Consider the following 18,151-nt stretch of genomic DNA (forward strand, 5'->3'; position numbering starts at 1 on the left):
CCTGTTGCCTCATTTCGGCAACAGGTAGCTGGACCACACGGCGCGAAGAAGCCGGTCCCGGGATCATTTGAGAGGAAGTGCACGACATGACGAGCCTGAACAGCAACGCATACCGCCTTTCGGTCATGGCCGCAGGCGTGGTCGGCTTTCTGGGCGCCGGACTTCCCACCGCTTCGGCACAGCAGCAGCAGATTCCGCAGGGCTGGTTCAAGGCCTGCACCAAGCAGGAAGATGTCGACATCTGCAATGTCCAGAACATCGTCACCGCCGGCAACGGCCAGCTCGTCACCGGCATCAGCCTGATCGAGCTTAAGGGCAAGGTGAACCGCAAGGTGTTCCAGGTCACGGTCCCGACGGGGCGTCTGGTGCCTCCCGGCATCGGCTTGCAGATCGACGCCGGCAAGGCGCAGAAGCTCGACTATGTCATCTGCTTCCCAGACCGTTGCGTGGCCGAAGTGCCGTTGAGCGACACCCTCGTCGCTTCCTTCAAGAAGGGCCAGGCGATCACGCTCACCTCGGTTAACTTCCAGAACCAGCCGAACCCGATCAAGGTTGCCTTGACCGGCTTCAGCGGCGCCTATGACGGCCCGCCGCTGCAGCAGTCCGATATCGAAGACCGGCAGAAGAAGCTTCAGGACTTCGTTGCCAAGAACAACCAGGATTTTGCCAAGAAGCTCAAGGACGAGCAGGACAAGGCCAAGGCAGCCAACTGATCTCGGGCAAATTTCGGAACAACAAAAAAGCGGGTCATGCCCCGCTTTTTTGTTGCCTGAGGTCAGGGTGCTATCAGCGCCTGGATCGGCGTTTCGGCTCGTAGCGGCCTGCTCTCTAGCCTGGAAATCCGTGTGACCGGCAGGCTTAGTATGCGACTATCGTTCGGCGCTTGCTGATGCTCGCCGACCCAGCCGAGGATCGCGGGATTGCCGCTGTCCCGCGCCACCTTGAGGACGAAAGTCCCGTCGGCGACATTGGCGGCTTCAATGGGCAACATTTGCCCGTTCAGATAAAAAAGCGGTTCAACGCGCGTCGTCAATATGTGCGCCAGCGTCTGGACCTGCACCAGATGTTCACCCGCGGGCAATTTCAGTTCGACCGACGCGACATCGCTCGACCATCGAAACGGTACGCCATTGTAGACTTCTGCCGCATGGATCCCGGCGGCGCGCCCGGCATCCATTTCATCCGGCGTCCACAGCGAGCCGTCCCCGGCAAACTTTTGCATTTCAGGTGAGGCACGCAGCCGTTTCTCGTGCACCAGTGCGGCAATCGTTTGCCGAAACACTCTGTCGAGTTGCGCGTCCGACCCGAAGGCCCGTGACAGCATCAGCGCGACATGCCGCCAGAGAAGCGTTGCGCGCGCCCGGCCGGTGTCCAGACGGTCTCCCAGCAAGGCCGCGACCCAATGGCGCCGGAGCACCTGCATCATGCCTCCACCGTGCAGCCGCGGACGTAATCCCCGCCTCTTCTGTTGCCAGGCGATTTGCAGAATATGCTGCGCCAGATCTTTGCGGCGTTCGCCTCGTCTGCTCCATTCGAATGGAATTTCGATCATCGGCTCCTGCCGCGGTCCGCCGCGCGCCAGCCAGAGCGCCTCGCCGGCGACGAAATCCTCCGTGAAGCGACGCAGTTCCGCCCATTGCCCGCTGTAGTGATGAACAAGTTCGATTTCTGGCACGTAGCCGATGGACAGCCCCAATTTGTGGTAGCGGGCAGCCAGCAGCCATTCCGAAAAATGCCCGAAGCCAAAGTCAAACCCCGCGGCTTCTTCGTAGGCCTTGCGGCGTGTTGCGAAGCACTGGTCGAGTATCTTGCGCCACGAACTCTCCGTCATGCCGTGCTGGATATCGGCCTCGTACATCCGTGCTTCCGCGCGCGCCAGCTTGTTGGGTGCGCTGGCATGGGTTCGGCACGAGAATCCTGCCCATTCGGGGCGCTTTGAGAAGACATCGAGGCATTGTTCGAGGACGGTGGGCGTCGGCCAGACATGACTTTCGGTGAAGAACAGCAGGTCCGCCCTGGCATGCCGCGCTGCTTCCGCAACCTGGGCGATGTCATGGTCTGCTGAGGTCTGGATAAGGCGGTCCTGTGGGGCAAGCAGCTGGCGAATCTCGTCCATATCCGCAGCGTTGGCGTCGTGGGAGGCAACGAGTATGAGTTCGAATGCTGAGCCCCTCAGAGTCTGCTCCTGCCGCCATTTACGGATCGCGATGGTTGCCTGGTCGCGGTGGAACTCAAGCGGCACCAGAACGGAAATCAGCACATTCGAATCGGGCGGATGCTGTTGCGAACTTTCCCGGGACAAAGAGCGGCGCATGACATGCCTTCGTTTTCTGGAGGATCTACGTGTTCAAAGGGGCCCACCGCGGTCTGGACGCATCAGGCTCTCTGCACCTTCACGGCCAAATCCAGAGTTTGCAACATGGCCGTCGTCCATGGCGCCGAAAACTTGTAGCAGACCAATTGTAGCACTGGGCGCTATTGAAACGGACCACATGTTGTGTGACGTGTGGCAGCGCAATTGTTGAGGAACCAAGTGATGGACGGCGGGCAGGAAGTCACAATCGCTAATCTGGTGAAAGAGATTTCGTCACTGACGCGGCGAATCCAGACGCTTGAGGGTGACTATTACCTGCGTCGGCGCAACAGCTGGAGATATAAATTTCAGCCGAAGCTTTTCGATTTCCATCAGTACCAGCCACGAAATTTGCAGACCCCACCTAACTACAGTGTTCCAGCACCCAACACCGGCGCGCTTCGGATTGCCATTGTCACGCCGTCCTATGGGCATGCGCATTTTCTGCCAGCTACGATCGACAGCGTGCTGTCCCAAAACTACGCCAATCTCGAATACCTCGTTCAGGATGGCGGCTCGCAAGATGGGACACGCGAGATACTCGAGTCCTACGGACAACGGATTGCCTGGAATAGCGCCGCGGACGGCGGGCAGACGGACGCCATCAACAAGGGCTTTGCCGTCGTCTCCGGCGACATCATGGCTTATCTCAACAGCGATGACGTCCTGTTGCCCGGTACGCTGCATTATGTGGCACACGCATTCGAAAAGTACCCCGAGGCCGATTTTGTCTATGGCAATCGAATTGTGATCGACGAAACAGGGAAAGAAACCGCTCGCGTTGTCCTGCCGCCGCACGACAGCGAGGTCATCAAATGGGTCGATTACATCCCCCAGGAGACCATGTTCTGGCGCCACAGCGTTTGGGAAAAACTCGGTTCATTCGACACAAATTTTCAGTATGCGATGGATTGGGATTTCATCCTCCGGGCGCAGTCGGCAGGTTTCCGTTTCAAGCGGCTCCCACGCTTCCTCGGCTGCTTTCGCGTTCATCCCAGTCAAAAGACCTTTGCCATGCACGACGTTGGGCGAGAAGAACAGGACCGCCTTCTCCTGCGCAGTCACGGCTCAGTGTTCGGGTGGGGAGATATCAATGCAGCGATGGCCGGCTATATGAAGAAGCACGTTCTCTATCATCGGCTCTACAAACTGGGCATCATGCGAATATAGGTCGATAAGAGGCTGCACTGTCGGAGCTTTTGCAAAACTTCGGCAACGACAGCCTGGCATGATGAAGCTGGACTAAGCCCGCAAATCAATCGGACGCGGCCATGATGTACCTGCTCATCGCAGCGTCATGAGGTCAATGCCTCGACTGGCGCTTCGGCTCGTAGCGTCCGTCCGGCCGCTTGTCGAACATCTCGCCGATCTGCGGATGACGGACCGGCTCGTCCGATTGATCCTCCAGCAGGTTCTGCTCGGACACATAGGCGATGTATTCGGTTTCCGAATTCTCGGCGAGCAGGTGGTAGAACGGCTGGTCCTTGCGCGGCCGTACGTCGGCCGGGATCGCCTCGTACCATTCGTCGGTGTTGGCGAATTGCGGATCGACATCGAAAATGATGCCGCGAAATGGAAACAGCCGGTGGCGAACCACCTGTCCGATCGAGAATTTGGCTGTTTTCATCATACTCACCACTAAGCCCTGAACCGCCCGGCGTCCCTTGGAATGCACGGCACGCGCTCTAAGGCTTTGAATTTACACACGCCGTCACAAAAAATCGAGCCCGACTTTAGGGCTGGTATCTCGCCTTATCTGGCGCAGACGGTGGTTCAATTCAATGCCGAAGCGCTTGACGCCCGAGGATGCTACGGGCCAGCCCGGCTCAGGGTTTTCGGCCCAGGGCAAAAATGTCTGACGTCATCGGTCTTGTTCTTCCGTTCTTCGGGCTGATTTTCATCGGTTTTCTGGTGGCACGCATCACCAGGCAGCCGCTGGAAGTGCTTGGCTGGATGAACACCTTCATCGTCTATGTCGCGCTTCCAGCCCTGTCCAGCGTGCTCATCACGACCTGCTTGTCTGTGCTGACGGGTGACTGGGCTGCTCTATCTGATCCGGCACGGCATATTACCGCCGGACCTGTTTCCCTAGGCCACCGAAGAGTCCGGAAAAGCCGCTGCCGGGCCGCAGGCCCTCGCGCATGAAGAAGCCGCGCAACGGCGCAAAACTGCCGAGCACGCTGAGGCCGGCGCTGCGCGCCATCTGAGCCGGCAGCATGTCCGACAATAGCGACATGTTGAGCAGATTGACCGCGCTGCTGCGCGCCAGAATGTCGGGACGGCGCCTGGAATCATAGCCCGCAAGCACGTTGGCCGCACCAGGATCGTTGCGATTTTCACCAGCGATTCCAATCAGATCGTCGATGTCCCTGATACCGAGGTTGAGACCTTGGGCGCCGATCGGCGGAAACACATGCGCGGCCTCGCCGACCAGGGCAACGCGGTTCTGCGCGAAGCGGCCCGGTGATGCCGCCGAAAGCGGGTAGATCTGCCGGCCAGGCTCGACCGACACCCGGCCCAGCATGGACTGCATCTGCTGTTCGACACGCTCGGAAAGTGTCCCGTCGTCGAGCGCGGCGAGGTCTTTTGCCGTTTCCGGTCTCACCACCCAGACAAGGCTGGAGCGGTTGCCGGGCAGTGGCACCTGGGTGAACGGCCCGGTTTCGGTGTGGAATTCTGTCGAAGTAAAGCCGTGTTCGCTGCGATGGCCAAAGTTCAGCACCAGCGCCGCCTGCGGATAGGACCGCGCCGACGCAGCTATACCGGCCGCCTCACGCGCCGGCGACAGGCGCCCATCGGCGGCGACCGCCAGCGATGCGGAAACTTCGCGGCCATCCGCCAGAACGGCATGTGCCTCGTCGGCATCCAGGCGCCAGCTCTCGACCATCACCTTCAGCCATTCGATGCCGGAATGCGCGGCGACGGCCCTGGCCAGCGCCGGGTTAAGCACGCTGTTGGGCAGATTAAGCCCGAACTCTTCCTCGCCGATTTCCGTGGCGCGAAAGGTGACCACCGGGCTGCGGATCAGCCGGCTTGTGGCATCGACGATGCGCATGACCTTCAGCGGCGCGGCCTTTGGCCTGATCTCGGCCAGCACGCCCAGTCGATCGAGAATCTTGAGGGCAGGGTTCATCAGCGCCGTTGTCCGGCCATCGGGGCCGCCCGCTTCGGGTCCGACGAGCGTCACGGGAAATCCCGCCTCGGCAAAACCGAGCGCCGCGATCAGCCCGGCAGGGCCGCTGCCGGCAACCAGTATCCGTGCTGTCTCGCGATGATCCAAATTGGACTTCCAGTTTGCGATGCAGGCCCATCCTGTCTATCCATGGATATAGGTCAGACCATGCGGCTTGATCAACGCGGCGATTAGGCTCATTCGATTGCCATGACCGGTGAGCAGGACGATTTCAGCCATCTCGACCGCGCCGGCCGCGCCACGGCAAGCCTGGCCCGCAGTCCCCGGCTGACGGTCAACATCGCCATCGCCGGCAGCATTCTCATCGCCTGGTTCATTCTCGGCGCCCTGGCGATCCGCGGCGCCGAAAGCCGGCTTCCCGGCGCCGGCGCACCAGGCGATGTGGTCCTGCGATACCTGCCGCAACTGCCGTTGCCGGATCTTCTCGACCGCTTCTTCGGCCTGTGCCTGACACCCGCACCGCTCGACGCCGGCAGCGGCGCACAACTTCTGGCGCTGATCGCGATGTGGTTTTTGATGGCCGTGGCAACGATGCTGCCGTCGGCGACGCCGATGATCCGCACCTATTGCGAGATCGCCGACACCGCCCGCATCAAGGGTGAGCCGGTGGCCCACCCGCTGGTTCTGGTTTCGGGTTACCTCTGCACATGGCTCGTCGCGTCGGCTGGTTTCGCGACGCTGACGCTGGCCGTCCACGCATTTGCGTCGGGGCGATTGCTCGACCCGGTGGCCGGCTTCGCCGCGGCTGCCGCTTTGCTGGTGGGCGGCCTCTACCAGTTCAGCGGCCTCAAGCAGGCCTGCCTGACAAAATGCAGGAATCCCTTCGCTACCCTGTTTTCCAACTGGAGCGCCGAGCCCAGTCGCATTTTCCGGCTCGGGCTGGAGCAGGGCCTGTGGTGCCTGGGCTGCTGCTGGGCGTTGATGCTGGTGATGTTTGCTGTCGGCACGATGAACGTGTTCTGGATGGCCCTGATCGGCCTGTTCACCCTGATCGAGAAACAGACCAGCGGCAGGGTTCCAACCCGAGTGGCCGGTGCGATACTGCTTGTCTGGGCAGTCGCCCTGCTAGTAGTCTCTGCATAAGGGGGAGAATTCAATGGCAGAGCAAGTCTGGGCAATGAAAGGAGAGCTTGTACTCTCCTGTAATTGCACGGTTTTTTGCCCTTGCGTGCTGTCGCTTGGCAGCCATCCGCCAACCGAGGGTTATTGCCAGACCTGGGCAGGGTTCCGCATCGACGCCGGCCATTTCGGCGAGGTCGACCTGTCTGGCCTCAACCTCGGGCTGGTCATGGAAATCCCCGGCTATATGAGCCGCGGCAACTGGACCGCCGGCCTGTTCATCGACAAGCGCGCCTCGGTCTATGCGGTGAAGGCGCTGACGAAAATCTTCACCGGCAAGGCCGGCGGAACAACCTCGCTGCTGTCCATCCTTGTCGGCAAGTTTCTCGGCGTCGAGCAGGTGCCGATCACCTACGAGACGCGTGACAAGACCCGCATTTTCCAGATACCGAAGATCATCGACGGGGTGGTGACACCGATTCCCGGCAAGGATCGCGAGAAGGATACCGTGATCAGAAACTCGGAATACTGGATCGCGCCCGAGATCATCGTGGCCAGGTCCGACAAGAGCAAGATGCGGGCTTTCGGCCGTAACTGGAATTTCGCCGGCCGTTCGGCCGAAATCTGCAAGCTGGATTGGCGGGGCCCGTGAGCAAGAACACAACCGCCAGGAACGCCGCCAAAAAGATCGCCGATCGGATTCCGCGGCCGAAGAAGAAGGTCACCTGGCCGCAGGCGCGTGCGTTTTCGGTCCATCTGTTGACCGCGTCGGGCTCGTTCCTGGCTTTCCTGTCTTTGGTGGCGGCGAGCGAGGAACGCTGGACGGCAATGTTCTGGTGGCTGGGGCTGGCGTTGTTCGTCGACGGCATCGACGGGCCGATCGCGCGAAAGCTCGAGGTCAAGGAGATCCTGCCGACCTGGTCAGGCGAACTCCTCGACAACATTATCGACTACGTCACCTATGTGTTGATCCCGGCCTTCGCGCTCTACCAGCGCGGCTTCATGGGGGAGCGGCTATCGTTCCTGTCGGCGGCCATCATCGTCGTCTCCAGCGCCATCTACTATGCCGACACCGGAATGAAGACGAAGGAGAACTTCTTCAAGGGCTTTCCAGTGGTCTGGAACATGGTGGTGTTCACCCTGTTCGTCATCGAGCCGGGCCAATGGGTGTCCTTCGGCGTCGTCGTGGCGGCGGGCATCCTCACCTTCGTCCCGATCAACTTCATCCATCCGGTGCGGGTGGTGCGGCTGCGGCCGATCAACCTTGGCATGACGCTGCTATGGTGCGCTTTCGGCGCGCTGGCGCTGGCGCAGGCGGCGCTTGCCGCCTTCTACGACCAGATCGGCGTTCTGGGCGAGCAGGTCAGCGTCTTCACCAAGGCCGGCATCACCGTCACCGGGCTTTACCTCGCCTGCATCGGCGCTATCATGCAGTTCTTCCCCAAACTCGGCGCCAAGCCGGACGAAAAAAAATCCTGACCGCAGGAAGCCCAGAAATGTCCAAAGCGATCCGTATCCACGCCCATGGCGGTCCGGAAGTCCTGACCTATGAGGATGCCGATCCGGGCCAGCCCGGCGCCGGGCAGATCCTGGTCAGGCACACGGCGATCGGCCTCAATTTCATCGATGTCTATCATCGCACCGGCCTTTACCCGCCGCCCGGCGGCTTCCCGCTGGTCCCGGGCGGCGAAGCCGCCGGCGTCGTGCTGACGGTTGGTACTGGCGTCGACTGGCTGAAGCCCGGCGATCGCATCGCCTATGCCGTCAATGTCGGCGCCTATGCCGAAGAGCGCGTCGTCGCCGCCGACCGCGTGGTCAAGGTGCCGGACGGCATCAGCGACGAGCAGGCCGCCGGCATGATGCTGAAAGGCATGACGGCGGAGTATCTGCTGCGTCGTACCTTCAAGGTGAAGACGGGCGACACCATCCTGTTTCATGCCGCAGCCGGCGGTGTCGGCCTGATCCTGGGACAATGGGCAAAACATCTCGGCGCGACCGTCATCGGCACGGCAAGCTCGACCGACAAGATCGAACTCGCCAGGGCGCACGGCTTCGACCACGTCATCAACTACAAGGAGCAGGATTTCGTCGCCGGCGTCGCCGCCATCACCGGGGGCAAGAAATGCGACGTCGTCTACGATTCGGTCGGCAACGACACATTTCCCGCCTCGCTCGATTGTTTGAGGCCGCTCGGCATGTTCGTCGCTTTCGGGCAGTCCTCGGGGCCGATCCCGCCATTTTCGATGTCGCTCCTGGCGCAGAAGGGCTCGCTGTTCGTCACCAGGCCGACGCTGTTCGTCTACAATGCCAAGCGCGAGGACCTCGAAGTCTCCGCCGCGGCCTTGTTCGACGTGGTGCTGAGCGGCGCGGTCGAAATCAAGATCAACCAGCGCTACGCGCTGAAGGATGCCGGCAAGGCGCAGGCCGATCTCGAAGCCCGCAAGACGACGGGCACCACCATTCTGATCCCCTGAGGAGAATTTGCCCAGTTTTTCAGCGCTCTGCCGCGGCGCCGGGCGATGTTTGCACGAAGAACCGGCCGGATACTTTCTTGCGTGAAACAGCCTTATCTTTACCCCTTGAGTTTCCGCTGAAATTCTTGAAGCTCTTTCAAGGTGGGTGCTGCTTTCGCACGAGAGTAGCCAGCGCATACGATGCTGGCGGGAACACAGAACATGTCCGGAAACCGGATGGGAGGCACTGTGAGTGCAGATCACAATGGAGCGAACCTGCTTGAGGTTCGTGGCCTGACCAAGATATTCGGCACGCTGACGGCGTGCGATCATATCGACCTCAACATCGCCAAAGGCGAGATTCACGCGCTGCTCGGCGAAAACGGCGCCGGCAAGTCGACGCTGGTCAAGATGCTGTTCGGTTCGCTGGAGCCCAATTCCGGAGAGATTTTCTGGAATGGTGACGCCGTCCGCATCACCAGCCCGGGCATGGCGAAGAAACTCGGCATCGGCATGGTGTTCCAGCACTTTTCGCTGTTCGAGGCGCTGACCGCGGCCGAGAACATCGCTTTGTCGCTGGATGACGGCTCGCCGATCAGTTCGATCGCTGCCAAGGCGAGGGCGCTTTCCTTCAGCTACGGCCTGCCGCTCGACCCGGACTCGCTGGTCGGCGATCTCTCGGTCGGCGAACGCCAGCGCATCGAGATCATCCGCTGCCTCTTGCAGACGCCCCAGCTCATCATCCTCGACGAGCCGACCTCCGTGCTGACGCCGCAGGAAGCCGACAAGCTGTTCGAGACTCTGGAGCGCCTGCGCTCGGAGGGGAAATCCATCCTCTACATTTCGCACCGGCTGGAAGAGGTCAAACGCATCTGCGACCGCGCCACCGTGCTGCGTCACGGCAAGGTCGTCGGTCACTGCAACCCGCGCGAGGAAACCGCTTCTTCGCTGGCCCGCATGATGGTCGGCAACGAGGTGAAAGCCGTGGTGCGCGCGCCGGCCGAAGGCATCGAGACCGCCGCGCCTCTGCTCGAGATCCGTGCGCTCAGCCGCAAGCCGGCGACGCCGTTCTCGATCCCGCTGAAGAACATCAACCTCACTGTGCGCGCCGGCGAGGTGATCGGCATTGCCGGTGTCGCCGGCAACGGCCAGGGCGAGTTCTTCGAATCCGTCTCCGGCGAGGTGCTGCAGCAGGACGCCGCGTCCGTGCGCATCCGTGGCAAGGACGCCGGCGCGCTCTCGATCACCGGCCGGCGGCTGATGGGCGCCGCCTTTGTGCCGGAAGAACGCCTCGGCCACGGTGCGGCGCCACGCATGAAGCTTTCGGAAAATCTGCTCCTGTCGCGCCACGCCACGGACGGCAAGGTCTTTGTCGGCACCGGCGGCGCAGTCAAGGGCGGTGCGGTCTATGCCGCCGCCCAGCGCATCATCGTGGCGATGGATGTGCGCAAGAGCGCGCCCGATCCGGAAGCCGCTGCCCTTTCCGGCGGCAATCTGCAGAAATTCATCGTCGGCCGCGAACTCGACCGCAGCCCTGCCGTCATGGTCGTCAACCAGCCGACCTGGGGGGTCGATGCCGGTGCTGCCGCCCATATCCGCCAGGCGCTGATCGAACTGGCGCGCAGCGGTTCGGCTGTCCTGGTCATCAGCCAGGACCTCGACGAGCTGTTCGAAATTTCGGACGCGATCGCGGTCATGCACAATGGCGAACTGTCGAAACCGCTGCCGATCGCCGAGGCCACGTTCGAAAAGATCGGCCTGTTGATGGGAGGCGCCGAGCCCGGCCACGCCGAACATGTTCTGGAGACCGCATGATGCGCCTCGAACTCGTCAAACGCCCGCAACGCTCGATGCTGTTTTCGGCGCTGTCGCCCTTCATCGCCTTCGGCCTGACGATCATTGCCGGCGCGATTCTGTTCGCGCTGCTCGGCGTCAACCCGCTGAATGCCTTCGAGATTTACTTCATCGAGCCGATCAGCCAGGTCTGGCAGCTGCATGAGCTGGCGATCAAGGCAGCACCCCTGATCCTGATCGCGGTCGGCCTGTCGGTTTGCTACAAGGCCAACATCTGGAACATCGGCGCCGAAGGCCAGTTCATCCTCGGCGGCATTTTCGGTTCGATCATCCCGGTGTTGTTCCCGCAGTTCGAGGGACCGCTGGTTCTGCCGCTGATGCTGTTGTCCGGCATGGTTGGCGGCGCCTTCTACGCGGCCATTCCGGCCTTGCTGAAGACGCGCTTCGGCACCAACGAGATCCTGACCAGCCTGATGCTGGTCTATGTCGCCCAGCTCTTCCTCGACTGGCTGGTGCGCGGTCCCTGGCGCGATCCGCAGGGCCATGGTTTTCCGCAGACGATCCAGTTCAACGACTCGGCCGTTTTGCCCGAGCTGATGCCGGATGCCGGCCGCGCCAATTGGGGTTTTGTCTTTGCGCTGATCGCCGCCGTGCTGATCTGGGTGCTGATGAGCCGCCTGCTCAAGGGCTTCGAGGTGCGCGTACTCGGCTCCAGCCCGAGGGCAGGGCGGTTCGCCGGCTTCGGCCTCAACCGCATGGTCTTCTTCGCCTTCCTGCTGTCGGGGGCGCTGGCGGGGCTTGCCGGCATTTCGGAAGTCTCCGGCGCCATCGGACAGCTGCAGCCGGTGATTTCGCCCGGCTACGGCTTCACCGCCATCATCGTCGCCTTCCTCGGCCGGCTTAATCCGCTCGGCATCGTCGCTGCCGGCCTGGTGCTGGCGCTGACGTACCTCGGCGGCGAGGCGGTGCAAAGCGCGCTCGGCATCTCCGACAAGGTGGCCCGCGTGTTCCAGGGCATGCTTTTGTTCTTCGTGCTCGGTTGCGACACGCTTATCCACTATCGCATTCGCCTGGTCGGTATGGCGCTGGCGCCGAAACTCGAAGCCGCGCCGAAGTTGAAGGAAGCTCGCTGATGGACATCACCGTCAACATCCTTTTGACCATTGCGACAGCGGCGACGCCGCTGCTGATCGCGGCGATAGGCGAACTGGTGGTCGAGCGCTCCGGCGTCCTCAACCTCGGCGTCGAAGGAATGATGATCATGGGCGCCGTCGGCGGTTTCGGCGCCGGCTATCTCACGGGATCGCCCTGGATCGGCCTGCTGGCGGCCATCGCCATGGGCGCGGTGTTCTCCCTGCTGTTCGCGGTCATGACGCTGTCGCTCGCCACCAACCAGGTGGCGACTGGCCTGTCGCTGACGCTGCTTGGCCTCGGCCTGTCCGGCATGATGGGGACGAGCTTTGTCGGCCAGCCCGGCGAAAGGCTGCCAAATCTCTATATCCCGGGGCTGACCGACATTCCTGTGGTGGGCAGGCTGCTGTTCGGCCAGGACCCGATCTTCTACATCTCGATTGCGCTGACCGCCGCCGTCATGTGGTTTCTGTTCAAGACCCGCACCGGTCTGACACTGCGCTCGATTGGCGACAGCCACACGTCGGCGCACGCGCTTGGCATCAAGGTCATCCGCTACCGCTATCTCGCCGTGATCTTCGGCGGTGCCTGCGCCGGACTTGCCGGCGGCCACCTGTCGCTGGTCTACACGCCGCAATGGGTGGAGAACATGACCGCCGGCCGCGGCTGGATCGCGCTGGCGCTGGTCGTGTTCGCCTCCTGGCGGCCGTGGCGAGTGCTGGCCGGCGCCTACATTTTCGGCGCGGTGTGGATCGGCCAGCTTCATGCACAGGCTTTTGGCATTCCGGTGCCTTCGCAGCTGCTTTCTTCTCTGCCCTATCTGGCAACCGTCGTGGTTCTCGTTCTAATCTCGCGCAACAAGCGTCTGACGATGATGAACACGCCGGCTTCCTTGGGGCAGCCATTCGTTCCGGATCGTTGACAACAAAACAAACGGGAAAGCCCCAAGGCTAAACTCAGAGAGGTAACACAATGAAAAAACTGCTTATTGCGTTGATGACCACGACTGCCGCCATGTCACTGGCGGCGTCGGCGCAAGCCGCCGACAAGCTGAAGGCGTGCTGGGTCTACACCGGCCCGATCGGCGATTTCGGCTATTCCTACCAGCACGACCAGGGACGCCTTGAGGTGGAAAAGGCGCTCGGCGACAAGGTCGAGACCGCTTACCTCGAAAACGTCTCGGAGGGCCCCGACGCCGACCGCGCTTTCGAGCGCCTGGCGCGCGAAGGCTGCAAGATCATCTTCGGCACCTCCTTCGGCTTCATGGATCCGGAAGTGAAGGTCGCCAAGAAGTTTCCCAAGGTGATGTTCGAGCATGCCACAGGCTACAAGACCGGTGACAATCTCGGCATCTACAATGCGCGCTTCTATGAAGGCCGCTATGTGCTCGGCCAGATCGCCGCCAAGGAATCGAAGGCAGGGGTCGCCGGCTACATTGTGTCCTTCCCGATCCCCGAGGTGGTGATGGGCATCAACTCCTTCATGCTTGGTGCGCAGTCGGTCAACCCGAACTTCAAAGCCAAGATCGTCTGGGTGAACTCCTGGTTCGATCCGGGCAAGGAAGCCGATGCCGCCAAGGCGCTGTTCGACCAGGGCGCCGACATTATCGTCCAGCACACCGATTCCACCGCAGCCTTGCAGGTGGCGGAGGAGCGCAAGCTGCACGGCTTCGGCCAGTCCTCGGACATGATCAAGTTCGCGCCGAACGCGCAGCTGACCTCGCTCACCGACGAATGGGGACCGTACTACATCAGCCGCGTACAGGCAGCACTGGACGGCACCTGGAAGCCGGATAACGTCTGGCTCGGCATCAAGGACGGCGCCGTCAAGCTGGCTCCCTTCACCAACATGCCCGACGACGTGAAGGCTATGGCCGAGGCAACCACCAAGAAGATCTCCGACGGATGGAACCCCTTCACCGGACCGATCGCCAAGCAGGACGGCACGCCGTGGCTCAAGGACGGCGAAGTCGCCGATGACGGCACGCTGCTCGGCATGAACTTCTACGTGAAGGGCGTCGACGACAAGCTTCCGCAGTAAGCCCAGGAAATACAAAACAAAAAGGGCGCCGCAAGGCGCCCTTTTTCATTTCGCCGGCTGTGCGCTGGTGCCGCGAAACCGAGCCAGCGCGGTATCGAGCCCGCGGCCGATCCAGGCCTTGGCCTCGCGCTGGGCCGGCCGCTCGAAATACTTCCATATTGCCCAGGACATCAGAACCATGAGCGCGACGCAGCCTAGGGCTGCAGCCCATTTGCCGGTCCAAGGTGCAGCGGCATTGATGGCGATATAGCCGATTTTCTGGTGCAGGAGATAGAGCGGATAGGTCAGTCCGCCCAGCGCCAGCGTCAGTGCGGACGGCACGACATAGCTGCGCAGCAGGATCGCGCCGATCAGCAGGGAATGCATGACGATATTGGCGATCAGCAGATGCGGCTGCGAAACGGCTATGCCGTATTCATTCAGCATCCACTGCTGCGTCACCGACAGGGTGCTGCAGGACAGAAGGAAGGCGGCGCCAAGCAGCAGCAGGGCCGGCAACGAACGACCATGCGCATGGAGGTGGTGGACCAGCACGCCGGCGGCGAAGAACGGACCGAACTCGGTGATGAACAGCAGCCTTATCCCCCGGCTGCCAAGGAAGAACTCGTTCAAGGCCGCAATCGCCAGCCAGATGAAGATCAGCCCAAGCTTCCATTTCTGGAAAACGCCGGCGATGAGCGCCAGCGTCACCCATCCGTAGAACACCAGTTCGAGCAGGATCGACCAGTAGACGCCGTCCATGAAGGGCTGGCCCAAGGACGGCGCAAACATCGACAGATTGGCGGCGTACTGACCGAGAGAAGTTGAAAACAGCGGTACGCCGAAAGCCAAGACAATGATGAAGGTGATGGTCATGCACAGGAGGTAGCCGGGGTAGAGGCGCACGAAACGCGCGATGGCGAACTCTTGCCAGAAGCGGCCCTCCGCCGACCAGGCAATGACGAAACCGCTGATCAGGAAGAACAGATTAACGCCGAGATATCCGTAGAGCGCGAACGGCGCCACGGCCGGATAGCCCTCGGCGAGCGCGCCGTCGGCGGCAGCACCCCGAAAGAAATAATGGAAGAAAACCACAGCCAGCGCCGCGGCCAGCCTCAGCAGGTCGAGCGTCGCGATGTAATCCTGCCGGGCAGGTCTGGCGTCCATGCGAACCTCTGCGTTTACAACCCGGAAACCATAACGCAGGTCCCATCCAAACAGGGTAAACGGCAGCAAATATCGCGAAATTTGGTAAATGGCAGCGCAAGCATCCAACCGGGTACAACTGCCTGCAATGCGCCTCCGTGATCCCCTTCACAGACGAAATTGCTTTTTACTTGCATGCTCATCTTGCGGCCTGACGAAATCGGCCGGCGTTACTAATTTGAGCAGGAGAATGTCTTATGCAATTGAGCAAAAAACTCTTAGCCATTATCGGTAAGCGTATTCCAGCCATTTATGATGTCATTCCGCACGGACCACAGTGGAGGTTCGCGCAAGTCGCACTCAATCCTCAGCCGCTCCCGCCGCATGAACTGGGCGCCGCGATCGCCGACGAATTCGTCCGCGGCGCGTGGTCCGCCGAGCGAGGCGGGCTCGATATGAAATCGGTGCTGGCCGACCTCGACGACTGGTGCCCGACGCGACCGAAGATCCCGAAGCTGCCGCCGTGGTGGCCGCCAATTCCGGAGCCCGAGCCGCACCCTGAATGGTTCGTCGACTTCCATCTGGGATTTGCCGCGCGCCTGTCGGTCGTCGCAACCCAAGCGGCGGGCATGCGGCTGGACAAGACCCTCAATCAGGCGATCGATCGGTCCCTGGCCGCAATGGAGTCGGTCAAGCTCTGACGAAACGCCACTCAGCTTAATGCATGTCACTCAAAAGTGGCCCCCGGTTTTGAGAGAACGACATGCATCAAAACAAAGACTTAAAGCGCGTCGCATGAATCCGTTTCGATGCGGCGCGCTTTAAGGGCGCCGGGGAGGCGCTCTTTTGGCGTTTCCTAGACCGCCGAGCCGTAGAGGTCGTAGGCGTCGGCACGGTCGATCTTGACGGTGACGATGTCGCCTTGGCGCAGCGGGCGGCGCGACTGGATGTGCACCGAACCGTCGATCTCGGGCGCATCGTATTTGGTGCGGCCCTTGGCCGAGGTGCCATGCGCCTCGTCGATCAGCACCGGCAGGCGCCTGCCGACCTTCTTGGCCAGCTGCGTCGCCGAAATCTTCTGCTGGCGCTGCATGAAGCGGTGCCAGCGCGCTTCCTTGATCTCCTGCGGCACCTGTTCGAGGCCGAGATCGTTGGAGCGGGCGCCTCGCACCGGCTCGTATTTGAAGCAACCGGCGCGGTCGATTTTCGCTTCGTCCAGCCAGTCCAGCAGCATCTGGAAATCATCTTCCGTCTCGCCGGGAAAGCCGACGATGAAGGTCGAGCGGATCGCGAGATCCGGACACACTTCGCGCCAGCCGCGAATGCGCTCCAGCGTCTTTTCGCCATGCGCGGGACGACGCATGTTCTTCAGCACCTGCGGCGAGGCGTGCTGGAACGGAATGTCCAGATAGGGCAGGATCTTGCCCTCCGCCATCAGCGGAATGACGTCGGCGACGTGGGGGTAGGGGTAGACATAGTGCATACGCACCCAGATGCCGAGCTTGCCCAGTTCCTCCGACAGGTCGAGGAATTTCGCCCGCACCTCGCGGTCGCCGAACGTCGATGTCTGATACTTGATGTCGATGCCGTAAGCGCTGGTGTCCTGCGAGATGACCAGGAGTTCCTTGACGCCGGCCTTGGCCAGTTTCTCGGCCTCGCGCAGCACGTCGGCCGCCGGCCGCGAGACAAGATCGCCACGCAGAGCGGGAATGATGCAGAAGGTGCAGCGGTTGTTGCAGCCTTCCGAAATCTTGAGATAGGCGTAGTGGCGCGGCGTCAGCTTTACGCCCTGCGGCGGCAACAGGTCGATATAGGGATCGTGGCTCGGCGGTGCGGCCTCATGCACCGCAGCCATCACGCTTTCATAGGCTTGCGGCCCGGTGATGGCGAGCACATTGGGGTGCTTTTCGCGGATCACATCCGGCTCGGCGCCGAGGCAGCCGGTGACGATGACCCGGCCGTTTTCCGAAAGCGCCGAACCGATGGCGTTGAGTGACTCGTCGCGGGCTGAATCGAGGAAGCCGCAGGTGTTGACGACGACGAGGTCGGCGCCGTCATGCTTGCGCGCGATCTCATAGCCTTCGGCGCGCAGGCGCGTGATGATGCGCTCGGAATCCACAAGGGCCTTCGGGCATCCAAGGCTGACGAAACTCACGCGTGGGGCGGACATAAAGCGTTTTCCGGTATTTTCAGGATTGGCGGCGCAGTACCATACTTATTGCGGCAATGGTATGGGCACGCCCTTCATGCGGCAAAACGCACGGTAATTGCCGTCGAAACAGGCTCGATATTGCGGAAAGCGCTTCAACTCACTGCGTTGGTTACATGCGGCGCGACTTCCACGATGCCGCGATACACCATGTCGATCGCGACATAGAGAATGATCAGCAGGCCGACATAGGCGATCCAGCGATAGCGATGCAGCAGCTTGGCGATGAAGCTCGCGGCGAGGCCCATCAGGGCAATCGAGAGCACCAGGCCGATGACCAGAACCGGGAAATGATCGCGCGCGGCGCCAGCGACGGCCAGCACATTGTCGAGCGACATCGAGACATCGGCGACGACGATCTGCAGCGCTGCCTGGCCGAGCGTCTTGCGCGCCTTGCCGACTGCCACGGTCTTGTCGCCGTCGAGATCGGCATTGGCCAGCGCCTCGGTCGCCTCCTGCTCCTCGGCATGGGACGTCCGCAACTCGCGCCACATCTTCCAGCACACCCACAACAGCAGGATGCCGCCGGCCAGAAGCAGGCCGACGATGGCAAGCAATTTGACGGTGATCGCGGCGAAGAGAATACGCAGCACGGTCGCCGCCAGCACACCGATGAGAATGGCTTTCTTCCGTTGCTCGACAGGCAGGCCTGCTGCGGCAAGGCCGATGACGATGGCATTGTCGCCGGCAAGCACCAGATCGATGGCGATGACCTGGAGTAGGGCCGTCATGCTTGCAGCGCTGAAAATGTCCATCGACCGGAGGCCCTTACTGTTCGCCGCGTGTTCGTCGTC

At 61.7% G+C, this 18,151-nt stretch carries 17 protein-coding genes and 1 pseudogene; 12 read left to right on the forward strand and 6 right to left on the reverse strand.

All coding sequences use genetic code 11. The features are described 5' to 3' along the window. The first annotated feature begins 86 nt into the window (after window positions 1-86). On the forward strand, window positions 87-713 hold the full coding sequence (locus tag ACWGTO_RS12270) for an invasion associated locus B family protein (RefSeq protein WP_454575118.1): 627 nt from the start codon (window positions 87-89) through the stop codon (window positions 711-713). Window positions 714-775: 62 nt separating this feature from the next. On the opposite strand, the gene ACWGTO_RS12275 is transcribed toward ACWGTO_RS12270, so the two are convergent. After that, window positions 776-2,314, reverse strand: coding sequence for a glycosyltransferase family 2 protein (locus ACWGTO_RS12275; RefSeq protein ID WP_454575119.1), 1,539 nt, complete (start codon window positions 2,312-2,314; stop codon window positions 776-778). 222 nt (window positions 2,315-2,536) lie between these two features. Between ACWGTO_RS12275 and ACWGTO_RS12280 the strand changes: the two genes are divergently transcribed. Further along, complete coding sequence (locus ACWGTO_RS12280) at window positions 2,537-3,523, forward strand: glycosyltransferase family 2 protein (protein WP_454575120.1); 987 nt, start codon at window positions 2,537-2,539, stop codon at window positions 3,521-3,523. 133 nt (window positions 3,524-3,656) lie between these two features. Here ACWGTO_RS12280 and hspQ read toward each other — a convergent pair whose 3' ends face one another. Then, the gene (hspQ, locus tag ACWGTO_RS12285; protein WP_454575121.1) at window positions 3,657-3,980 is read right to left on the reverse strand and encodes a heat shock protein HspQ; all 324 of its coding nucleotides are present in this window, start codon (window positions 3,978-3,980) and stop codon (window positions 3,657-3,659) included. Between the two features lie 224 nt (window positions 3,981-4,204). On the opposite strand from hspQ, the pseudogene ACWGTO_RS12290 reads away from it, so the two are divergent. Then, a pseudogene (locus ACWGTO_RS12290) lies at window positions 4,205-4,363 on the forward strand (AEC family transporter); the annotation flags it as partial. A 58-nt stretch (window positions 4,364-4,421) separates the two neighbouring features. On the opposite strand, the gene ACWGTO_RS12295 reads toward ACWGTO_RS12290, so the two are convergent. Next, entirely contained in the window at window positions 4,422-5,633 is a 1,212-nt protein-coding gene (locus ACWGTO_RS12295; RefSeq protein ID WP_454575122.1) for a UbiH/UbiF family hydroxylase, read from the reverse strand. A gap of 102 nt (window positions 5,634-5,735) precedes the next feature. On the opposite strand from ACWGTO_RS12295, the gene ACWGTO_RS12300 reads away from it, so the two are divergent. The 8 genes from ACWGTO_RS12300 to ACWGTO_RS12335 all read left to right on the forward strand — a co-directional run bounded on the left by ACWGTO_RS12300 (window position 5,736) and on the right by ACWGTO_RS12335 (window position 14,023). After that, window positions 5,736-6,629: a DUF2182 domain-containing protein gene (locus tag ACWGTO_RS12300; protein ID WP_454575123.1), complete on the forward strand. Its 894-nt coding sequence runs from the start codon at window positions 5,736-5,738 to the stop codon at window positions 6,627-6,629. A 13-nt stretch (window positions 6,630-6,642) separates the two neighbouring features. After that, window positions 6,643-7,257, forward strand: a complete 615-nt coding sequence (locus tag ACWGTO_RS12305; RefSeq protein ID WP_454575124.1) for a DUF1326 domain-containing protein — start codon at window positions 6,643-6,645, stop codon at window positions 7,255-7,257. Then, a complete protein-coding gene (pcsA, locus tag ACWGTO_RS12310; RefSeq protein ID WP_454575125.1) occupies window positions 7,254-8,084 on the forward strand; it encodes a phosphatidylcholine synthase in 831 nt (276 codons plus the stop codon). Before ACWGTO_RS12305 ends, pcsA begins: the two co-directional genes overlap by 4 nt. 17 nt (window positions 8,085-8,101) lie before the next feature. Continuing rightward, complete coding sequence (locus ACWGTO_RS12315) at window positions 8,102-9,079, forward strand: quinone oxidoreductase family protein (protein WP_454575126.1); 978 nt, start codon at window positions 8,102-8,104, stop codon at window positions 9,077-9,079. Between the two features lie 216 nt (window positions 9,080-9,295). Next, window positions 9,296-10,873: an ABC transporter ATP-binding protein gene (locus tag ACWGTO_RS12320; protein WP_454575127.1), complete on the forward strand. Its 1,578-nt coding sequence runs from the start codon at window positions 9,296-9,298 to the stop codon at window positions 10,871-10,873. Beyond that, complete coding sequence (locus tag ACWGTO_RS12325) at window positions 10,870-11,985, forward strand: ABC transporter permease (protein WP_454575128.1); 1,116 nt, start codon at window positions 10,870-10,872, stop codon at window positions 11,983-11,985. Before ACWGTO_RS12320 ends, ACWGTO_RS12325 begins: the two co-directional genes overlap by 4 nt. Next, window positions 11,985-12,905, forward strand: a complete 921-nt coding sequence (locus ACWGTO_RS12330) for an ABC transporter permease (RefSeq protein WP_454575129.1) — start codon at window positions 11,985-11,987, stop codon at window positions 12,903-12,905. Before ACWGTO_RS12325 ends, ACWGTO_RS12330 begins: the two co-directional genes overlap by 1 nt. Before the next feature lie 50 nt (window positions 12,906-12,955). Beyond that, window positions 12,956-14,023, forward strand: a complete 1,068-nt coding sequence (locus ACWGTO_RS12335) for a BMP family ABC transporter substrate-binding protein (RefSeq protein WP_454575130.1) — start codon at window positions 12,956-12,958, stop codon at window positions 14,021-14,023. A 45-nt stretch (window positions 14,024-14,068) separates the two neighbouring features. Here ACWGTO_RS12335 and ACWGTO_RS12340 read toward each other — a convergent pair whose 3' ends face one another. Beyond that, window positions 14,069-15,169, reverse strand: coding sequence for an acyltransferase family protein (locus ACWGTO_RS12340; protein WP_454575131.1), 1,101 nt, complete (start codon window positions 15,167-15,169; stop codon window positions 14,069-14,071). A 236-nt stretch (window positions 15,170-15,405) separates the two neighbouring features. Between ACWGTO_RS12340 and ACWGTO_RS12345 the strand changes: the two genes are divergently transcribed. Further along, a complete protein-coding gene (locus ACWGTO_RS12345; RefSeq protein WP_454575132.1) occupies window positions 15,406-15,849 on the forward strand; it encodes a hypothetical protein in 444 nt (147 codons plus the stop codon). A gap of 155 nt (window positions 15,850-16,004) precedes the next feature. Here ACWGTO_RS12345 and rimO read toward each other — a convergent pair whose 3' ends face one another. Together rimO and ACWGTO_RS12355 are read right to left on the reverse strand one after the other, a co-directional pair. Continuing rightward, window positions 16,005-17,318 (reverse strand): 30S ribosomal protein S12 methylthiotransferase RimO, encoded by a 1,314-nt coding sequence (rimO, locus tag ACWGTO_RS12350; RefSeq protein ID WP_454575133.1) that lies wholly within the window; start codon window positions 17,316-17,318, stop codon window positions 16,005-16,007. A gap of 134 nt (window positions 17,319-17,452) precedes the next feature. After that, entirely contained in the window at window positions 17,453-18,112 is a 660-nt protein-coding gene (locus ACWGTO_RS12355) for a TerC family protein (protein WP_454575134.1), read from the reverse strand. Between the last annotated feature and the right edge of the window lie 39 nt (window positions 18,113-18,151).

This window comes from Mesorhizobium sp. PL10 (assembly GCF_053714315.1).